The 20,426-nt window shown below is 49.5% G+C and carries 19 protein-coding genes; 10 read left to right on the plus strand and 9 right to left on the minus strand.

Annotated elements, in window-relative coordinates:
* Positions 1 to 38: 38 nt before the first annotated feature.
* The 8 genes from DW096_RS01645 to DW096_RS01680 all read left to right on the plus strand — a co-directional run bounded on the left by DW096_RS01645 (position 39) and on the right by DW096_RS01680 (position 8,108).
* Positions 39 to 458: a hypothetical protein gene (locus DW096_RS01645; RefSeq protein WP_005829126.1), complete on the plus strand. Its 420-nt coding sequence runs from the start codon at positions 39 to 41 to the stop codon at positions 456 to 458.
* Positions 442 to 1,512, plus strand: a complete 1,071-nt coding sequence (atpB, locus tag DW096_RS01650) for a F0F1 ATP synthase subunit A (protein ID WP_008663554.1) — start codon at positions 442 to 444, stop codon at positions 1,510 to 1,512. The genes DW096_RS01645 and atpB overlap by 17 nt, the downstream gene beginning before the upstream one ends.
* A gap of 56 nt (positions 1,513 to 1,568) precedes the next feature.
* Positions 1,569 to 1,826 carry an ATP synthase F0 subunit C gene (gene atpE, locus DW096_RS01655; RefSeq protein WP_005829122.1) on the plus strand — a complete coding sequence of 86 codons (258 nt, stop codon included), beginning with the start codon at positions 1,569 to 1,571 and terminating at the stop codon, positions 1,824 to 1,826.
* Between the two features lie 95 nt (positions 1,827 to 1,921).
* The gene (gene atpF, locus DW096_RS01660) at positions 1,922 to 2,428 is read left to right on the plus strand and encodes a F0F1 ATP synthase subunit B (protein WP_005836994.1); all 507 of its coding nucleotides are present in this window, start codon (positions 1,922 to 1,924) and stop codon (positions 2,426 to 2,428) included.
* 11 nt (positions 2,429 to 2,439) lie between these two features.
* A complete protein-coding gene (locus DW096_RS01665; protein WP_005829118.1) occupies positions 2,440 to 3,000 on the plus strand; it encodes a F0F1 ATP synthase subunit delta in 561 nt (186 codons plus the stop codon).
* Between the two features lie 133 nt (positions 3,001 to 3,133).
* Positions 3,134 to 4,717, plus strand: a complete 1,584-nt coding sequence (gene atpA, locus DW096_RS01670) for a F0F1 ATP synthase subunit alpha (protein WP_085929908.1) — start codon at positions 3,134 to 3,136, stop codon at positions 4,715 to 4,717.
* 116 nt (positions 4,718 to 4,833) lie between these two features.
* Positions 4,834 to 5,724, plus strand: a complete 891-nt coding sequence (locus tag DW096_RS01675) for a F0F1 ATP synthase subunit gamma (RefSeq protein ID WP_120028652.1) — start codon at positions 4,834 to 4,836, stop codon at positions 5,722 to 5,724.
* Between the two features lie 167 nt (positions 5,725 to 5,891).
* On the plus strand, positions 5,892 to 8,108 hold the full coding sequence (locus tag DW096_RS01680) for an AAA family ATPase (protein ID WP_117748790.1): 2,217 nt from the start codon (positions 5,892 to 5,894) through the stop codon (positions 8,106 to 8,108).
* Between the two features lie 31 nt (positions 8,109 to 8,139).
* Here DW096_RS01680 and DW096_RS01685 read toward each other — a convergent pair whose 3' ends face one another.
* From DW096_RS01685 to DW096_RS01705, 5 genes are all read right to left on the minus strand, one after another.
* Positions 8,140 to 9,042 carry an SDR family oxidoreductase gene (locus tag DW096_RS01685; RefSeq protein ID WP_120028653.1) on the minus strand — a complete coding sequence of 301 codons (903 nt, stop codon included), beginning with the start codon at positions 9,040 to 9,042 and terminating at the stop codon, positions 8,140 to 8,142.
* A 25-nt stretch (positions 9,043 to 9,067) separates the two neighbouring features.
* Complete coding sequence (locus DW096_RS01690) at positions 9,068 to 9,664, minus strand: hypothetical protein (RefSeq protein ID WP_057255874.1); 597 nt, start codon at positions 9,662 to 9,664, stop codon at positions 9,068 to 9,070.
* A gap of 100 nt (positions 9,665 to 9,764) precedes the next feature.
* Entirely contained in the window at positions 9,765 to 10,571 is an 807-nt protein-coding gene (locus tag DW096_RS01695; protein ID WP_120028654.1) for a hypothetical protein, read from the minus strand.
* Between the two features lie 21 nt (positions 10,572 to 10,592).
* On the minus strand, positions 10,593 to 11,312 hold the full coding sequence (locus tag DW096_RS01700; protein ID WP_035448477.1) for a response regulator transcription factor: 720 nt from the start codon (positions 11,310 to 11,312) through the stop codon (positions 10,593 to 10,595).
* A gap of 73 nt (positions 11,313 to 11,385) precedes the next feature.
* On the minus strand, positions 11,386 to 12,957 hold the full coding sequence (locus DW096_RS01705) for a sensor histidine kinase KdpD (protein ID WP_120028655.1): 1,572 nt from the start codon (positions 12,955 to 12,957) through the stop codon (positions 11,386 to 11,388).
* Between the two features lie 201 nt (positions 12,958 to 13,158).
* On the opposite strand from DW096_RS01705, the gene DW096_RS01710 reads away from it, so the two are divergent.
* Both DW096_RS01710 and DW096_RS01715 read left to right on the plus strand, forming a co-directional pair.
* On the plus strand, positions 13,159 to 15,312 hold the full coding sequence (locus DW096_RS01710) for an outer membrane beta-barrel family protein (protein WP_120028683.1): 2,154 nt from the start codon (positions 13,159 to 13,161) through the stop codon (positions 15,310 to 15,312).
* A gap of 115 nt (positions 15,313 to 15,427) precedes the next feature.
* Positions 15,428 to 17,098, plus strand: a complete 1,671-nt coding sequence (locus DW096_RS01715; RefSeq protein WP_005829089.1) for a formate--tetrahydrofolate ligase — start codon at positions 15,428 to 15,430, stop codon at positions 17,096 to 17,098.
* A gap of 119 nt (positions 17,099 to 17,217) precedes the next feature.
* Here the strand turns inward: DW096_RS01715 and glyA are convergent, their stop codons facing one another.
* From glyA to pyrI, 4 genes are all read right to left on the minus strand, one after another.
* Positions 17,218 to 18,498 carry a serine hydroxymethyltransferase gene (gene glyA / locus DW096_RS01720; RefSeq protein WP_120028656.1) on the minus strand — a complete coding sequence of 427 codons (1,281 nt, stop codon included), beginning with the start codon at positions 18,496 to 18,498 and terminating at the stop codon, positions 17,218 to 17,220.
* Between the two features lie 102 nt (positions 18,499 to 18,600).
* Positions 18,601 to 19,371 (minus strand): porin family protein, encoded by a 771-nt coding sequence (locus DW096_RS01725; RefSeq protein WP_008663573.1) that lies wholly within the window; start codon positions 19,369 to 19,371, stop codon positions 18,601 to 18,603.
* A 23-nt stretch (positions 19,372 to 19,394) separates the two neighbouring features.
* The gene (locus DW096_RS01730) at positions 19,395 to 19,961 is read right to left on the minus strand and encodes a flavin reductase family protein (RefSeq protein WP_005829084.1); all 567 of its coding nucleotides are present in this window, start codon (positions 19,959 to 19,961) and stop codon (positions 19,395 to 19,397) included.
* Positions 19,958 to 20,422: an aspartate carbamoyltransferase regulatory subunit gene (gene pyrI, locus DW096_RS01735; RefSeq protein ID WP_005829083.1), complete on the minus strand. Its 465-nt coding sequence runs from the start codon at positions 20,420 to 20,422 to the stop codon at positions 19,958 to 19,960. Before pyrI ends, DW096_RS01730 begins: the two co-directional genes overlap by 4 nt.
* Positions 20,423 to 20,426: the final 4 nt, after the last annotated feature.

Genomic DNA, 20,426 nt, shown 5'->3' on the forward strand with positions numbered 1-20,426 from the left:
ATTAAAAAATTAAAAATTAAAAAATAGAGGTTGTTGGCGTGACTATTACTAAGAGAAACTACTTATTGCATACAGCGCTCTTGACGGTATTGATAGGAATTGTAGGCGGTTGGGCGTATTTTTCGATAAATCCGCATCACTATTTCGGCGGTTATCCGCTGATTCCGCTTTTCTTCTTTGTTTTCGGAGTATTCATGATTAATATGACCGAAAGCTGCCGTCACCGGATGCCGGGACGAATGTTGCAGATTTATCTGCTGATGCGTGTGATGAGAATGCTGGTCTCCATGATTGTGATGCTGGTTTATTGCGTTGCAGTACGTGAGGAAGCCAGGGCGTTTCTGTTGACGTTTATAGCCAACTATCTGATATATTTGATTTATGATTCCTGGTTCTTCTTCACTTTTGAGGCGAACCGGAAACTGAAAAAGAAAAGTAACAATGAAAAGATTGCGTAACATACTGACTGTAGTTCTGCTGGCACTGGGCATGTTGCTACCCGCCACGGTGCGGGCCGAGAATACGGTGGACGTGAAGGAGATTGTCTTCGGGCATATCGGCGATTCTTACGAATGGCACATCACGACGTGGGGCGAAACTCACGTTACGATTCCTTTGCCGGTAATAGTGCATAGCTCTACCACCGGATGGCATGCCTTTCTATCCTCACGTCTGGAGGAGAACGGTGGAAGTTATGAAGGCTTTTCCATCGCTCCCGCAGGAAGCAAGTACGAAGGCAAGCTGGTGGAGTATGATGCCACCGGAAACGAAATACGCCCGTTGGACATCTCCATCACGAAGGTGACACTGGCTTTGCTCATCAACAGCGCATTGCTGCTTCTCATCATTTTGAGTGTGGCGCACTGGTATCGCAAGCACCCGCAGGGAAGTGCCGCTCCCGGTGGTTTCATCGGGTTTATGGAGATGTTTATCATGATGGTGAACGATGATATTATAAAGAGCTGTGTCGGTCCGAAGTACCGTAAATTCGCACCTTACTTGCTGACGGCCTTCTTCTTTATTTTCATCAACAACATTATGGGGCTGATTCCTTTCTTTCCCGGAGGGGCCAACGTGACGGGAAATATAGCCATTACGATGGTATTGGCCATCTGTACTTTCTTGGCCGTGAATATCTTTGGAACCAAGACTTATTGGAAAGATATCTTTTGGCCGGATGTGCCCTGGTGGCTGAAGGTACCGGTCCCCATGATGCCGTTTATCGAGTTCTTCGGTATTTTCACCAAACCGTTTGCTTTGATGATACGTCTTTTTGCCAATATGCTGGCAGGGCACATGGCAATGCTGGTGCTTACCTGCCTGATATTCATCTCGGCCAGTATGGGACCTGCTTTGAACGGAACGCTGACCGTGGCATCGGTGTTGTTCAATATCTTTATGAATGCACTTGAGTTGTTGGTTGCCTTTATCCAGGCATATGTGTTCACCATGCTGTCAGCCGTGTTCATCGGTCTGGCGCAGGAAGAGCATAAGGAGAAGGCGGTGAAGTGATACGATTATTGGGAATATAAATATTAATAAAAATAACCATTTAAAAACTGAAAGTTATGTTACTATCTGTATTATTGCAAGCTGCTGCGGCAGGTGTGGGAGTTAGTAAACTGGGTGCAGCCATTGGTGCTGGTTTGGCTGTTATTGGTGCTGGTGTAGGTATTGGTAAAATCGGCGGTTCTGCTATGGAGGCCATTGCCCGCCAGCCGGAAGCATCCGGAGATATCCGTATGAACATGATTATTGCCGCTGCCTTGATTGAAGGTGTTGCTTTGTTGGCAGTAGTTGTGTGTTTATTGGTATTCTTTTTATAATGTACAATCTACCATTTGCCATTTACAATTTGTCCGTGCAGCATCACCGCGCAGCCAAATTGTAAATCGTAAATTGTCAAATAGTAAATAAAATTATGTCATTGTTATTACCCGATAGTGGTCTGCTGTTCTGGATGCTCCTTTCATTCGGTGTGGTGTTTGTGGTGCTTGCCAAGTACGGTTTTCCCGTTATCACCAAGATGGTGGAAGGTCGCAAGACCTACATCGACCAGTCTTTGGAAGTGGCACGCGAAGCAAATGCCCAGCTCTCCAAACTGAAAGAGGAGAGTGAAGCGTTGATTGCTGCTGCCAACAAAGAACAAGGACGTATTCTGCGGGAGGCGATGCATGAGCGTGACAAGATTATCGTCGAAGCACGCAAGCAGGCGGAAGCCGCCGCGCAGAAGGAGCTGGACGAAGTTAAAAAGCAGATACAGCAAGAGAAGGAAGAGGCCATCCGCGATATTCGCCGCCAGGTGGCAGTCTTGTCCGTGGATATAGCCGAGAAAATTATCCGCAAGAATCTGGACGAGAAACATGAGCAGATGGAGATGATAGACCGGATGTTGGATGAAGTGCTGGCCGCAAGTAAAAACAATTAATTCTCAAAGAAATGGATATAGGAATCGTTTCGATGCGTTATGCGAAAGCATTGATGGAATATGCCAAGAGCATGGGGGCAGAAGATACTCTGTACAAGGAGTTTTGTATGCTCGACCGTAGCTTCAGGAAACATCCCGATTTGCGCATGGCATTGGAAAACCCCATCCTGACGATACGTGAGAAGTTAACACTTATCTGTACCGCTGCTGTGGGGGATGCTCCTGCGGGCCGTGAGTTTGCGCGTTTCATGACCCTGGTGTTGAAGAACCGGCGGGAAAACTTTCTCCAGTACATCTGCCTGAGTTTTCTGGATTTGTACCGGAAAGACAAGCATATCGGTGTAGGAAAGCTGATAACAGCCGTTCCCGTCAGCCAGGAAGTGCGGGAGCGTATTCATGACAGTGCTTCCTCCCTGCTGCATGCCAGCATGGAGCTGCAGACTGAAGTGGATCCCTCCATTGAAGGTGGTTTTATCTTCGACATCAACGACTTCCGTCTGGATGCCAGTATTGCTACGCAGCTTAAGAAAGTGAAACAGCAGTTCATTGATAAGAATAGAAGAATCGTGTGATTTACGATTTGACAATTTACAATTTACTTATTTAATAGTCTTGTGATGCGTAAGTTGTAGAGGTCAAACAGTATATGATTCGGGTTCTTTCAAATAGTAAATAGTAAATTGTAAAATAGTAAATACTAAGATGTTGTCTGAAAATATAAAAGTAAGCGAAGTCTCCGATATTCTCCGCAAGCAACTGGAAGGGATTGACACCCGCGTACAGTTGGACGAGATTGGCACGGTACTGCAAGTCAGTGACGGTGTAGCCCGTATCTATGGGTTGCGCAATGCCGAAGCCAACGAGTTGTTGGAGTTCGACAACGGCATCAAGGCCATTGTGATGAACCTCGAAGAGGATAATGTGGGTGCTGTGTTGCTTGGCCCTACGGATAAAATCAAGGAAGGCTTCATTGTAAAGCGTACCAAGCGTATTGCTTCCATCATGGTGGGAGAGGGTATGCTGGGCCGTGTAATAGACCCTCTGGGTGCGCCGCTCGATGGCAAAGGACTGATAGGCGGAGAACTTTATGAAATGCCGCTGGAACGCAAGGCGCCGGGAGTTATCTTCCGTCAGCCGGTGAATCAGCCGCTACAGACCGGTCTGAAGGCTGTGGATGCCATGATACCTATCGGCCGTGGACAGCGTGAGCTGATTATCGGTGACCGCCAGACCGGTAAGACGGCCATTGCCATCGATACCATCATCAACCAGCGTGCCAATTTTGATGCTGGCGATCCGGTATATTGCATTTATGTAGCCATTGGCCAGAAAGGTTCTACCGTTGCCTCTATCGTGAATACCCTGCACCAGTACGGTGCGATGGACTATACCATTGTGGTGGCTGCTACGGCGGGAGACCCGGCTGCATTGCAGTATTACGCTCCCTTTGCAGGGGCTGCCATCGGAGAGTATTTCCGTGATACCGGCCGTCATGCGTTGGTGGTCTATGACGACTTGTCCAAGCAGGCGGTGGCCTATCGTGAAGTGTCTCTGATTCTGCGCCGTCCATCAGGACGTGAGGCCTATCCGGGTGATATCTTCTATCTGCACTCCCGTTTGTTGGAACGTGCGGCGAAGATTATCAGCCAGGAGGAAGTGGCACGCGAGATGAACGACCTGCCGGACAGTCTGAAAGGCAAGGTGAAAGGTGGCGGTTCGCTGACTGCATTGCCCATTATCGAAACTCAGGCAGGAGACGTGTCCGCCTATATCCCAACGAATGTGATTTCAATCACTGACGGGCAGATATTCCTTGATACGAACCTCTTCAACCAGGGTAACCGTCCGGCCATTGACGTGGGTATCTCTGTGAGCCGTGTGGGTGGTAATGCCCAAGTCAAGGCTATGAAGAAGGTGGCAGGTACATTAAAGATTGACCAGGCACAGTACCGGGAGCTGGAAGCGTTTACCAAGTTCAGTGGCGATATGGACCCCGTGACGGCATTGACCATCGACAAGGGACAGAAGAATACACGCCTGCTGGTACAGCCCCAATACAGCCCGATGCCGGTAGAAAAGCAGATTGCCATTCTTTATTGCGGCACGCACGGCTTGTTGAGGAATGTTCCTTTGGACAAGGTCAGCGAGTTTGAACGCAACTTCCTTGAGTCTCTTGAGATGAACTATCGCATGGAGGTACTCGACGTTTTAAAGACGGGTGCCATCAATGACGATGTCTGCAAGAAGATTGAGGAGACGGCAGAGGCGGTTGCAAGGCAATTCATGTAAATAGTGATTAGCGTTTAGTGATAAGTGATTTTGTTGATATATCCGGCAATCCAACTACACCGTATATGCAATATAATCCCTAATCCCTAATCCTTAATCCTTAATCCTTAATTATCATGTCTTCACTGAAAGAGGTAAAAAATAGAATAAGCTCCGTCAAGAGTACACGCCAGATAACATCGGCTATGAAGATGGTGGCATCTGCCAAACTGCATAAGGCGCAGGGGCGGATTGAGAATATGCTGCCTTATCAACGGAAGCTGAGTGAGATTCTGACGAACTTTCTGCGTACGGATGCTTCCTTCGAGTCGCCCTATACCGAGAAAAGACCCGTGACGAGAGTAGCGGTTGTGGCGTTTTCGTCCAATAGTTCCTTATGCGGTGCATTCAACTCGAATGTGGCGAAGATGCTGGAACGGGCTTTGGAAGATTACCAGTCGCTGGGCAAGGAGAATATTCTGATATATCCCGTTGGGAGAAAGATGGAGGAAGCCGTCAAGAAAATGGGATATGTGCCGCAAGGCAGCTACCAGGTGATGGCAGACAAGCCTTCGTACGTTGAAGCGTATGAGCTGGCAGAGAAGTTGATGCATGAGTTTGTGGAAAAGCAGATTGACCATGTGGAGTTGATTTACCATCACTTCAAATCGATGGGTTCGCAGGTGCTGCTCCGCGAGAATTATCTGCCCATTGACCTGACGCAAGTAGCGCAGGAGGCGGCAGAAGATGTACCGGAGGATGCCCGCAGTTTTAATAATGATTACATTGTGGAACCTTCCGTCGGCGAACTGATAGCGGAACTTCTGCCAAAAGTGTTGAGTCAGAAGATATTTACCGTGCTTCTCGATTCCAATACTTCGGAACATGCTGCCCGTATGCTTGCCATGCAGACGGCGACAGATAATGCCAACGAGCTGATTCAAGATTTGACGAAACAGTATAACAAGAGCCGTCAGCAGGCCATTACGAATGAGCTGCTCGATATTATCGGCGGTAGCTTGAAATAGTCCGGATTGCCCCGTAAAGGGCTTTCTCAGGATGGGTACAAATAAATGGAATAATAGGACAAGGATAACGAAATAACCGCTATCTTTGTCCTATTATCATATATGGCTACTGATGAAATCCGTATCATTCTGAGAGAGAGCGGATTGGTTGAATAATAAACATATCAATGGAGAATAATCCCGAAATAGCGCTTGCATGGCAATTCATTGAAAACACAGGCACTCATCTTTTTTTGACCGGCAAGGCAGGTACCGGTAAGACAACTTTCCTGCGAAAACTGAGGGCAGAGAGTCCGAAACGGATGATTGTACTTGCACCGACGGGAATTGCCGCTATCAATGCAGGCGGTGTCACCATCCACTCCTTTTTCCAAGTACCTTTCGCTCCTTATGTGCCCGAAAGCTCATTCAGCGCAGATGGCAAGGCAACCTACCGTTTTCGTTACGGGAAAGAGAAAATTAACATTATACGCAGCATAGATTTATTGGTCATCGATGAAATCAGTATGGTCCGTGCCGACTTGCTCGATTCGGTGGATGCCGTCTTGAGGCGGTTCCGCGACCGGAACAAACCCTTTGGCGGCGTGCAACTGCTGATGATTGGCGACTTACAGCAGCTGTCTCCCGTAGTGAAAGACGATGAGTGGCAGATGCTGCGCAAATACTATGACACGCCCTATTTTTTCTCCAGCCAGGCTTTGAAGCAGACGGAATACTGCACTATAGAACTAAAGAAAGTCTATCGGCAGAACGATGGGACTTTTCTTGAATTACTGAACCGCATTCGCGAAAACCGTTGTGACGGGCAAGTGCTGGAAGCCTTGAACCGCCGGTATATTCCCAATTTCGTACCAGATAAAGAAGAAGGATACATCCGCCTGGTGACCCACAATTATCAGGCCCAACGGATTAATGACCATGAGCTGGAACAACTTCCGGGACGCTCGTATGCCTTTCGTGCCAAGATTGACGGAAAGTTTCCCGAATATTCCTATCCCACGGATGAAGTACTGGAACTGAAACGCGGTGCCCAGGTAATGTTTGTGAAGAACGACATCTCCGGTGAGCACCGTTACTACAATGGCATGATTGGAGAGGTGACAGCCGTGTCGGCAGATGGAATTGAAGTGCGCAGTAAGGGAAGCGACGCTACCTTCTTACTTCAAGAGGAAGAGTGGACGAATGCCAAATACGTGCTTGATGAGGAAACCAAGGAGATTACAGAAGATATTGAAGGAACATTCCGGCAATATCCGCTGAAGCTGGCGTGGGCGATTACCATTCACAAAAGCCAGGGACTGACGTTTGAACGTGCCGTGATTGATGCCAGTGCCTCCTTTGCGCATGGGCAGACCTATGTGGCTCTGAGCCGCTGCAAGACATTGGAGGGAGTGGTGCTCAGTGCCCCGCTTTCTGCAAAGGCCGTTATCAGTGACCATGCAGTAGATACCTTCACGATGGAGGCACGGAGAAACGAGCCGGACGAGAAACGCTTCCGTTCCTTGCAGCAGACCTATTTCCTGGAACTGCTGTCGGGCTTGTTCGATTTCCAGCCCATGGAGCAGGCTTTGCGGCGGTATGTGCGGCTGATAGACGAACACTTGTACAAGCTCTTTCCCAAGCAACTCGCAGCCTGTAAGGAGGAAATGGAACGTTTTCACGACAAAGTGACGAAAGTAGCCCAGAAGTTCAGTATCCAGTATACCCGCCTGATTGATACTGCGCAGGACTATGCAGCCGACCCGACTTTGCAGGGGCGCATACACTCTGCCGCCACTTATTTTCAAGAGCAGTTGCAACCGCTGGATGCGGTGATGGCGAGTACGGTAACTTCTGATAATAAAGAGTTGAAGAAGAAGCTCCGGGATGCCATGGAGGAACTGGAGGAAGTGTTTGACATGAAGACTGATTTGCTGGATTATGTGCTGGAGAATGGTTTCCATATGGCAGGATACTTGAAGCAGAAAGCACTGCTTTCCATTGATGATTCGGCTTCGCAGAAGGGTAAAGGCAAAGGGAGAAGTGCTTCTGCCAAAGAAGGGCAGGGAAGCAGTAAGCAGGCTGATAAAGAGAAACGTCCGCGTGAGCGGAAACGCGATGCTGCGGCTGTTGAAGTACCCACGGATGTGCTGCATCCGGAACTTTACAACCGCTTGGTAGCATGGCGCAATGCAGAAGCTTCCGCATTAGGGCTGCCCGTATACACCGTCATTCAGCAGAAGGCAATTCTAGGCATCAGCAATCTGCTTCCTTCGGATAAGGCCATGCTTGTACGCATTCCGTATTTCGGAAAAAAAGGGGTGGAGAAATATGGAGATGTGATTCTGGAGATGGTACGTGTGTATCGCAAAGAGAAAGGACTGGCAGAGCCGGAGTTGCTGTAGTCGAATCTGCTGCCATCCGCACCTGCATTATTTACCATCCGAACATCTGCTTTATTCCTTCTTCCAGCGTGCGCGGCTGATACCCCAGTTCCCGGCTTGCCTTTTCTATACTCAGCCCGCTGAAACGGGGACGTGGCGTCTTTTCATTCATCTCCTTCGTAGTGACGGGACGGATGAGCGAGCGATTCAGCCCCAATACGTCCGCTACCCGATAAGCGATGTCTGCAATGGTCAGGCACTCGCTGCCACAGAGATGATAGATACCGTTTTGCGGATGACTTATCAGCTTCTCCACTCCTTGCGACACGTCTCCCACGAAGGTGGGCGTACGCCATTGGTCGGATACGACGAACACTTCCTCATTGCTCCTTAATCTGTTTGCCACCAGTTGGAGCACATTTCCATGCTGTCCGGGCAGGGCGGCACCGTACACCACCACTACGCGCACGATGGCATAATCCCTGCAAACGGCAGCGATACGTTTCTCACCTTCCAGTTTGGTGTAGCCGTAATAATTAACGGGAGCGGGAATATCCTCCTCCGTATAGGGTCGGTCCGTATCACCACCGAAAACGAAGTCGGTGGAAAGATGGATAAAACGGCTGCCTCCCGCCTCACAGCATTCTGCCAGATGCTCCACGGCAGTAATGTTGACGGCATCCGCTTCTGCATGGTGCGTTTCGCAGTAATCGGGGACGGAGAGGGCGGAGGTATTGATTACAACATCCGGCTGTACTTCCTGGAAAAGCTTTTTCACCGCCTGGCGGTTGCATATATCCGTACGGATAAAGCGATAGTCGCCCGAATGGGGACAGATGTCGTCGTGCAGGGAACAGCCCGTTGTCTGATAAGACACGTTGTGGGACAAATCATCCAGGATGCGTCTGCCGGTAAAACCGTTGGCGCCTATCACCAATATTTTCTTTCTTGTCATTGATTCTGTTGTTAAGTGATGGGCATCAATAGGGCACGTGTCTGCCCTGCTGTACCTCGATGCGTATGCCAAAGGCTCCGTTGGCTGATTTCAGCTCGAACGCCCCTTTGAAATTGTTCTTTTCCCAAGGCAGTGCGGAAGGGTTGGGCACTTTCCAGCCGTCCTTGTCATATTCGCCGTACGTATGGATGCGCATGCCGTTCTTCAAAGTGAAACTTCCCATTTGCAGGTTGTCGGTAGAGCCCCAGAAGCCCGTCAGTCCGAAGGGATTCGAACTGAAATACCGGGAGTTGCTGAGTGAGAATATGTTCGAAAGACCTTGTGAATAAGTCACGTTCGGGTTCAACTGGAAGATGCGGCTATAGTCTTTGCTGGCATCCGGTATCTCCAAAGTGAATTTGGGAAGAGTGGGGGCGGACAGATTCATCAGCCCCATATCCAGCAGGAAGCCGTCGTAATTCTTCACGTCCGGCAGAAGTTCCTTTTCAGACGGAGACATGCCTTCGGGAGACGCTTTGCCACGTACTGCAGTACGTACCGTATCGGCAGGCATCTCGCTCTGTGCGCTGACGGATGACATGCCTGCAAGTAAAATGATGATGCAGAAGAAGATTCGTTTCATTGTTCTTTGTTCACAATTTCAGTTGCTGTCTGCCGCATAGGGGCAGACTGAACAAAGATACTCGTTTCCCTCTATTTCCGGAAATATCTTTGTATTATTTCTATTTCTTTATACGAATGGTAGGGGCGAAAATGGGCGAATTTACCCATTTCATTTTGGTGGGGTCGTATCTTCGTTCCATCCCTCCGTTGAGGTCGAGCCAGTCCGTCACTTTCAGTTCCAGTACCATGCCATAACCGCTTTGCGGATACATCGGGTTCATATATCCATGAAAGGAGTTGCTTCTCCCGTAGCCCGAATACTGGCCGAAGGCATGCAGGCGCATGTAGGGATTGATGCGGTAGGATACGGAGGCATTGTAGCCTATGTCCCATTGAGTACCTCGGGGGGCATCCCTTTTGGCATACTGGGCACCGGTAATGGATGAAGGTTGGGAGATGGAATAATGGGCGGCATATACCCCTCCGCTCAATTCCCAATGTCCGTCGGGACTGTAATAAGTAACTCCTGCGCCAGCCTGCATGATGGAGCCCATTGCAGGATAGGTGTTATGGCTGCCGTACATCGTCAGTACGACTTCCGGCGAGAGCAGGAAATCGGCGAAACGCTGGAAGTCCCATTCAAAGATGTTTTTCTGAAAGTGTATCTTCTTCATGTCCGTCCAGGGCAGGGGCTCCACATAGTCGGAGGGAGGGAGATGGAGATTTATCTCTTCCTGCTGTTCGCCCTGCAGACTTTGTTGGGGCTGGCTTTCATCAAGGCCCGTACGCTTGTTCTCTTTTGGAGAAAAGGGAATCTGCTCTTTCTTTACGGGAGTCCGGTTCTTTATTGTGTCTTCCGGAATCTCGCTCTGTGCATAGGCGCAGAGTGAGGAACAGATAAAAGTAATGAATAATAACTTTTTCATAAATAGTAGTTTAGTTTTAGTTTAGTTCACTATTAGTTTATATCCTATTCCCCGCACATTGACGATACGGATGCGCTCGTCTCCGGCCAGTTTATGCCGCAGTTTGGTGATGAACACATGCAGGCTGCGGGAGTTGAAGAAGCTGTCGTCTCCCCAGAGGTCGAGCAATACATTCTGGGTGTTGACCACCTGGTTACGGTTCTCGCAAAGACGTTTCAGTATCTCGGACTCACGGTGGGAGAGTTCCACTTCCGTATCCGCGTTAGGTGAAGTTGGGGTGCCTGCAAAAGCAAGTCGTTGAGTGACGGAATTGAAACGGTAGTCACCGATTTCAAAAACGGTAGTTTCTTTGGGCTTTTCCTCTGTAAAGGAGAAAGCTTTGCCTACCAGGGCCTTTATGCGGATAATGAGTTCCTGCATTCCGAAAGGCTTTTTCAGGTAGTCGTTGGCACCCAGCTCAAACCCTTCCACCACATCGTTGATGGCGGAACGGGCGGTAAGGAATAGTACCGGGGTCTGTTTGTCGGTCTGCCGGATGCGGCGCACCATTTCAAAGCCGTCCATGCGGGGCATCATCACGTCTGCCACCAGCACGTCGGGACGGAGGTCGAAGAACTTGCGCAATCCCTCTTCACCGTCTGCTGCGGTGTGGATGATGAAGTTCTGCCCTTCCAATGTGTCCTTGATAATCATGGCGAGGGTCTGTTCGTCCTCAACCAGAAGTACGGTTATCTTTTCCATAATTGTCGCTTTTGTTACAAGTAATGTAAAGCTCCTTAACAAGTAATGTAAAGTACCCTAACAAATAATGTTATCATATCCTTATCGTAAAGGTACTTCCTTTTCCCAACTCACTCTTTACCGATACGCTGCCACCATGCTTCTCTATCATGGTCTTCACATAGAACAATCCCAGCCCATAGCCTTTCACATCGTGCAGATTACCCGTGGGTACGCGGTAGAATTTGTCGAAGATGTGCTTCTGCTTCTCGGGAGCAATACCGATACCGTGGTCGCTGACGGAGATTTCAGTCTGTTCATTCTGCCCTTCGACGGTTACCTTGCGGCAATGGATGGCCACTTCGGCCTCTCCGTGCGAATATTTGATGGCGTTGTCTATCAGGTTGCTGATGATGTTGCTGAAATGCGTACGGTCGGCAAGTACGCTCAGATCTTCCGGTTCGATGTCCACCGATATGTGGACGGAGCTTTCCGCTTTCAGCTTGTGTTGTTCGATGAGCGTTTCCAGAATATCACGTATTGCAAACTCCTCCGGGTGCAGGCGGAAAGTCCTGCGGCGTTCCATACTCATGGAAAGTATCTGTTCAACCAGTCCACTGAGGCGCTGAAGTTGTTCCTGGCAGATACGCAGGTATTTGTCGCGCTGGGCCTTTTCCTCCGCTTGGTTGAAGTTGAGCAGAGCGTCGTTGGCGGCATATGCTACGGCGATGGGGGTTTTCAGTTCGTGGGTGATGTTGTTGGTGAAATCGCTCTTCATCTCTTCCAGTGTCTTCTGTTTCAGGATGGTGCGTATCAGGAACCAGAAGGAGAAAGCGAGTACGATCAGAATAACGAATGATGTGGTGAGAATGCCCGACATCTGTCGCAAGACCAACATGCCGGCCGGTTCCATGATGAGACGGTAGCTTTGACTTGTATTGATGTCGAAAGAATAATTATATTCCACGGCTTTTGAGGTAGGCACATAGCCGGGGGTACCGATGTTTACCAATGTATCTATATAGAGAATGGTAGAGTCCCATTTGCTGCCTTTGTGAAGATGTAGCAGCCTATGGGGAAGATTGATGTTACGGTCATGCAGGAATGAAGTCAGCAGGCTGTCATAAAGCACTACGTCGGGGTCGGAAATGATGTCCAGTCCCGAATGCAGTCCGCGCTGGAAGTAGGTGGCGAGTTCCAGCATACTGTTTTGGTCGCGCAAAATCACATCCAGTCCCCCTTTGGCACTCAATGCGGATTGGGGAGAGCTGTCTGAGTCCCTGACACTGACTTCCACGCGGGTTGAATCGTTCGGGTGGGTCACGTAAACACTGTCTCCTTTGGGCATGAAGGTTTCGTGCAGGGTGGTGTTGTCCAAAGAATCTTCACGGGAGATGGTGGTACTGCTACGGACAAATGATTTTCCGTCATCGCTGTATCCGGCTGATACGCTGACTTCACCGTGGTTTATGTCGTCCTGCTTCATTTTATCCACGCGTATCATCATTTCGTTATAGTCGCTCATGCGCATGGCTTCGGTGATGTCCCTTTCCATTTCACTGTGCATGGTATGGTAGAGCCCCGTCAGCCAGTAGGCTTGGTAGGCGAAGATGCCGGCCAGGGAGACGATGACAAGTATGGCAATATATTTGAATGGCAGTTTCATGTTTGTTTCCGGTTACTTTTATACATACAAAGGTAAGATTAATATTGTGAACCCTATCATCCGATAAGACTAAATAACACTCCCGATAACACTGGATAACACTTGGTAAGCCGCTGATAACACAAGTTTCTGCTGATTCTGCCGTACTTTGCAGACGAAGATTTGCAGAAGAAGAATATAAACATAAATAAAAAGAAGAACATGAAACGATTCTATTTACTCCCTATTGTATGCTGTGCTTTGAGCATCAGCCTTTCGGCACAAGAGAACAACGGTACTGCAACCACCTCCGGTGCGGACGACAACCGCATCCTCAGCGCCGACAGCCTTATCACGACCGATGCCCGTCTGGACAGTCTTTATCAGACCTTGCCGGAAGTGATGATTACCGGTGAACGCCCCATCGTTAAGGCAGCGCAAGGCAAGCTGGTGTACGACCTGCCCCGCCTTATCCAGAACCTCCCTGTAGACAATGCCTACGATGCCGTGAAAGAGCTTCCCGGCGTCATCGAGATGAATGGAGGGCTGCAGTTGGCAGGTCAGGGAGTCACCGTTATCCTGGACGGCAAAGTAACCACCCTCAGCACAGAGCAGCTCTATTCCTTGCTGCGCAGCATCCCTGCCAGCCGCATAGAGAAGGCGGAAGTGATGTACAACGCCCCTGCACGCTACCAGGTGCGTGGCGCACTTATCAATATCACCCTGAAACAATCGGCAGGCGGCCCCGGCTCCTGGCAAGGCGAACTCTATGCCAAGTATCGCCAGAAGCATAACGAAGGCTTTGAGGAACGCGCCAGCCTGCTCTTCAGCAAAAATAAATTCTCAGCAGATTTTCTTTACTCGCACAGCCATGGCCGGGGCTACTCTACTACCGACAAAGAGGCTGTGCACACCCTGGCAGACGGCTCGGTTCACCCCATGACAACATATGAGGTGGGCCGTGGCCGCAGTCATACCCATAATTTCAGGGTAGGGGCGGACTATAACATCGCCAAGGACCATCAGCTGAGTTTCGTCTATAACGGTGGCTATTCCACCTCCCACAACTGGAAGGGCGTGACGGGCACGCAGGTGTCCACAACTCATGGCAATAGCACCGACTGGCTGCACAACGGCCGTCTGGACTATCGTACCCCTTTCGGCCTCAAAGCCGGTGCCGAACTGACCTACTACCGTTCCCCGTCCGACCAGTTGCTGCATAGCCGCATGCAGGACGAGGAACTCGACTTCTACACCGAAGATTGCCAACGTATCAACCGATGGAAATTCTTTCTGGCCCAGGAGCACAGTCTGGGAAAAGGTTGGGATTTGAATTACGGAGCCATCTATACTACCAGCATCGACAACAGCTACCAATATTATTATGACCCCGAAACCGGCGGACAACTGACCTCATCGGATGCCTTGAGCAATATGAAGTCCCGCCGCCGCGAGCAGACCTGGAATATCTATGCAGGTTCCAGCAAGAGTTTCGGCGACAAACTCGCTTTGGACGCTTCCCTGGCTGTGGAGCATTACAAGACTCCCGTCTGGAACCAGTGGGACTGGTATCCCATCGTCAACTTGAACTATATGCCGTCACCGGGACATATCCTTCAGCTCTCTCTGAGCAGCGACAAGGACTATCCCGACTACTGGGCGGTGCAGGATGCCGTCTCTTACATCGGTGGCGGATACTCTGAGCTGCATGGTAATCCGTTGCTGAAACCGGCGCAAGAGTATGAGCTTAAAATGACCTATATTTTGAAGAGCAAATACATCTTCAGTGCTTGGTTCAACCATACCAAGGACTACTCCGTACAGACGCTCTACCAATCTTCCGAACGTCTGGTTGAAATCTACAAGACACTCAATTTTGATTATCAGCAACAAGCAGGTATACAAGCCTCTATCCCGTTTAAGGTGAAGGATTGGTTGAATTCTCGCCTTACCCTCATCGGCTTGTGGCATCGCGAAAAGGATGGTGATTTCTGGGATATTCCTTTCGACAGAAAGCAATGCTATGGCATTGCCCAGATGAACAATACTTTTACTCTCTCCACCAAACCCGACTTGAAGCTGACGGTGACCGGATTTGTGCATAGTAAAGCCATTCAGGGCATCTACGACCTGCCTACGTCGGGCAATGTGAATATTGCCCTGCGCTACGGCTTCGCCAAGAACAAAGCCATTCTCAACCTCTATTGCAACGATATTTTTGAGACGGGACAGATTTCTCCCCGCATCCGTTTCAAGACGCAGAATGTGACGAATCATTACTCATGCTTCCGCGAATTCGGCGTATCGTTCACCTATAAATTCGGTGGATATAAGGAGAAGCAACGGGAGGCAGTGGATACGTCGCGGTTCAAATAGATAGAAGATGCAGGTGGTCAGGTGAAAATACGGTATTCTTTTGTACTTTGCCACATCTTTCGTACTTTTGCAACTTTCAAAACATTAAAGTTGTTATTTAAAGAAAAGACTCTGTATGAAATCGGACATTGAAATAGCCCGCAGCATAGAGCTGAAGAAGATAAAGCAGGTGGCTGAAAGTGTGGATATCCCGCGTGACGAAGTAGAGAACTATGGCCGTTACATAGCCAAGATTCCTACGCATCTGATTGATGAAGAGAAAGTGAAGAAGAGCAATCTGATACTGGTGACGGCTATCACGGCTACGAAAGCGGGTATCGGTAAAACAACCGTGTCCATCGGGCTGGCATTGGGGCTGAACAAGATTGGCAAGAAAGCGATTGTGGCTTTACGCGAACCCTCGTTAGGTCCTTGCTTCGGCATGAAAGGCGGTGCTGCCGGCGGAGGATATGCCCAGGTGCTTCCCATGGAGAAGATAAACCTGCACTTTACGGGCGACTTTCACGCCATTACCTCCGCACACAACATGATTTCCGCTTTGCTCGACAATTACTTGTACCAGCATCAGGCAGACGGCTTCGGACTGAAAGAAATCATCTGGCGGCGCGTACTTGATGTGAATGACCGTTCCTTGCGGAGCATTGTCACCGGATTGGGACCGAGCACCAACGGCATTACTGAGGAGTCGGGCTTCGATATTACCCCGGCTTCCGAAATTATGGCTATTCTCTGTCTGGCAACGGACCTCGACGACCTCCGTCGCCGTATTGAAAATATTATTCTGGGATTCCGTTTCGATGGTACTCCTTTCACAGTGAAGGAGTTAGGAGTAGCCGGTGCCATTACCGTACTGTTGAAAGATGCTATCAACCCCAACTTGGTACAGACTACCGAAGGCTCTGCTGCTTTTGTTCATGGAGGACCGTTCGCAAATATTGCCCATGGTTGCAACTCCATTCTTGCCACAAAAATGGCCATGACATTCGGCGATTATGTAGTGACGGAAGCCGGTTTCGGGGCTGACCTGGGTGCGGAGAAGTTCTACAACATCAAGTGCCGCAAGAGCGGCCTACAGCCCAAGCTGACGATAATCGTTGCTACCGCACAAGGACTGAAGATGCATGGCGGTGTCAGTCTGGACCGCATCAAGGAACCCAATATGGAAGGACTGAAAGAGGGCTTCGGCAATCTGGACAAGCATGTACGCAATTTGCGTTCATTCGGCCAGCAGGTCATCGTGGCATTCAACCGTTTTGCCAGTGATACGGACGAGGAGGTGGAAGCTATCCGCCGCCATTGCGAAGAAAAGCTCGAGGTAGGTTTTGCCGTGAACAACGCCTTTGCCAAAGGAGGAGAGGGAGCCGTTGACCTTGCCAATCTGGTAGTAGATACTATCGAGAACAAACCATCCGAACCGCTGACCTTCACCTACGAAGAGAGCGATTGCGTGGAACGTAAAATAGAAAAGGTAGCCTGCAACCTCTACGGGGCAAGCGTAGTGACTTACAGTCTCCACTCCCGCAAGGTTATCAAACTGATAGAGCAGATGGGTATCAGCCATTACCCCGTCTGTATTGCCAAGACGCAGTACTCCTTCTCTGCCGACCCGAAGATATACGGTGCAGTCAACAACTTTGAGTTCCACATCAAGGATATTGTGGTCAATAACGGTGCGGAAATGATTGTAGCCATCGCCGGTGAAATTCTCCGTATGCCGGGATTACCCAAGAAACCACAAGCCGAACACATTGATATTGTGGACGGAAATATAGAAGGGCTGAGCTAAACGCGCGGAGCGCGTTTAGAATTAAAAATTAAGAATTAAAAATTAAAGGCTGCGCAATGTTCGCTTTGAACTGCGCAGCCTTTAATTTTTAATTCTTAATTTTTAATTCTGTTTGCTTATTAATAAGCAAACAGCGGGTATTCTTTCATCTTCGCATTTACGCGTGCACGTACCTCTGCGATGACTTGTTCGTTGTCTACGTTGGACAGAACGGTTTCAATCATCTCGGCAATTTCGAGCATCAGGTCTTCCTTGGCACCACGGGTTGTGATGGCAGGAGTACCCAGACGGATACCGGAAGTCTGGAAAGCCGAGCGGCTGTCAAACGGAACCATGTTCTTGTTTACGGTGATGTCGGCAGACACCAACGCCTTCTCGGCAACCTTACCGGTCAAATCGGGATATTTGCTGCGCAGGTCCACCAGCATGGAGTGGTTGTCCGTACCGCCGGAAACGATGGTGAAGCCACGGTCTATCAAGGCTTGTGCCAAGACAGTAGCGTTTTTCTTCACCTGCTTGGCATATTCTTTCCATTCCGGTTGCAGGATTTCGCCGAAGGCAACGGCTTTGGCTGCGATGACATGTTCTAGCGGACCACCTTGGATACCGGGGAATACGGCTGAATCCAGCAACTGGGACATCATCTTGATTTCTCCCTTCGGAGTTTTCTTGCCCCAGGGGTTGGGGAAGTCCTTACCCATCATGATAACGCCACCGCGAGGACCACGCAGAGTCTTGTGGGTAGTGGAGGTCACGATGTGGGCATATTTCACGGGGTTATCCAGTTCACCGGCTGCAATCAGTCCGGCAGGATGAGCCATGTCAATCATCAGGATGGCACCTATCTTGTCCGCGATTTCGCGCATGCGCTTGTAGTCCCATTCGCGGGAATAAGCAGAACCGCCGCCGATAATCATTTTGGGTTTCTCGCGCAGGGCAACTTCTTCCATCTGGTCATAGTCCACACGTCCGGTTTCCTGGTTCAGATTGTATTCGCAGGGAGTATAGATAATACCGGAAGTGTTGACCAGTGAGCCATGGGAGAGGTGACCGCCGTGTGCAAGGTTCAGTCCCATGAATTTGTCGCCCGGATTGAGCACGGCGAGGAATACGGCTGCATTGGCTTGTGCACCGGAGTGCGGCTGTACGTTGGCCCATTCTGCGCCGAAAATCTGTTTCAAGCGGTCGATGGCAATCTGCTCACTCTGGTCCACTACCTCACAACCACCATAGTAACGCTTGCCGGGGTATCCTTCAGCATACTTGTTGGTGAGGCAGGAGCCCATTGCCTGCATAACCTGGTCACTTACAAAGTTCTCTGATGCAATCAGTTCAATGCCTTTGAGCTGACGTTGGTGTTCTTTTTCGATAAGTTCGAAAATTAAATCATCTCTTTTCATTCTGCTTATTAGATAAGTTTGATAAATCTGTGTTCTCTTATTAAGCGCACAAATTTACGGGAAATAAATGAATAAATTGAAAGAAAAGGAAGAAATTTACTGTCAAAAGAACACTCCGAAAGAAAAACTCAGCACATTGTCCCTGCGGTGAAAACGGATTTCGTTTTTCGTGTTTTCGTCAGCAGCGTTGTTGTCGGCCGGAATATCGTATGTCACGCTCTTGGAGATGTTGTGCAGCCCCATGTCGTAACGGAAGTCGAAAAAGACGCGTGAGATGGTGACGGATACGCCGACGGTGAAACTGAGATTGAGCGGACGCAGCCTTTCACGGATATTCACCTGGTCGAAATTCTCGAAGTCGATGTCACTTTTCCTGTCCCATATATAGCGCACTTTGGGTCCTCCAAAGACGGCAAGGCTGTACGGCCCCTCCTTGATGAAGTTGTATCCGTAGATGACGGGGATGTCTATACTGTGGATGGACGATGTAATGGAGGCTTCCTCCAGCCGGGCTCCTGATGCGGCGTCTTCGGGCAGAGGTTTCTCGAAGGTGATGTTGCACCGGTTGATGTTGTAGGATATTTCCGGTTGCAGGAAGTGGCGGTCGAAGTTTATCCGCATGAAAAGGGAACCGAAATATCCTATCTTGTAATTGTTCTGCACTTCGTCAATGGGTACTCCGTTGACACTGAACTGGGATACAAGGAACAAGGAAGAGGTGAAACCGCCTTTGAAACCGAAATTTACCGGAGTTTCCTTGCGGTGCCCGGAATGCTCTTCGTCGGCAGTACCGGGCACAACCGGAGTCTGTCCCCACATCATGGCGGGGAAGGCCAACAGATATAAGCCCATCAAGATTCGTCGCAACTCCATCTCTTAAAACCTTTATCGCATTATTACTTCTTTTTCTCTACTGACCATCCGAATTTGCCTATCTTTTCTCCCAGCTCATAATATCCACCGTGCACATAGACCAAGGGATTCGTTTCCGCCAGTTCCAGTTTGCCGGTTTCAGGGTTCAGATTACGGGTATCGGCACGTACATTTACCACATCCGCTATAAACATGTCGTGCGAACCGAGAGCCATAATCTCCTTTACCCGGCATTCTATGCAAAGCGGTGATTCCTCGATGAGAGGCGCGCTGACTACGGTGCTTTTCCCCGGTGTCAGATGCATTTCCTCGAATTTGTTGTAGTCTTTTCCGGAGCGTACGCCACACCAGTCCGTGGCCCGTGCCATATCTTTCGTGGTGAGGTTGATGACGAATTCCATATTCCGCTTGATGATGTCGTAGGAGTGGCGTTCGGGGCGTACGGAGATGTAGCACATGGGCGGGTTCGTACAAATCGTCCCCGTCCATGCGATAGTCAGAATGTTATATTCCTCCGGAGTGCTTCCGCAGCTCACCAGTACGGCGGGCAGCGGATAAATCATTGTTCCGGGTTTCCAGTCTTCTTTCATATAATCTCAATATCTTCTCTGGTCTGCTCCTTTTCGCAGTAGTGGCATTTGATGACGCAATTGTCCTTATCCACGACATGAAACAACGTAGGCATAGGCTCATTGTTCGTGATGCACTTCGGGTTGGCGCATTTCACGATTCCGCGCAGCTCTTCGGGCAGGCGGACTTCGCGTTTCTCCACCACTTCGTAGTCGCGGATAATGTTCAGTTTTACATTGGGAGCCACCACGGCGATACGGTTTATCTCTTCGTCGCAGAAGAACTTGTCGGCAATCTTGATGATACCTTTCGTGCCCAGCTTCTTGCTCTTGAGGTTGAAGCCGATAGTGATATTGTTGCTCATGTGTTCCAGTCCGAGCAGGGAGACTACGGTAAACAGTCTCTCGGAGGGTATATGGTCTATTACAGTGCCGTTTTCCAGAGCAGCAACCTGCAATTCTTGTTTCTTTTCGCTTAACATCTTG

It is taken from the genome of Bacteroides sp. AM07-18, from assembly GCF_003602695.1.
Lineage (GTDB): Bacteria > Bacteroidota > Bacteroidia > Bacteroidales > Bacteroidaceae > Bacteroides > Bacteroides uniformis.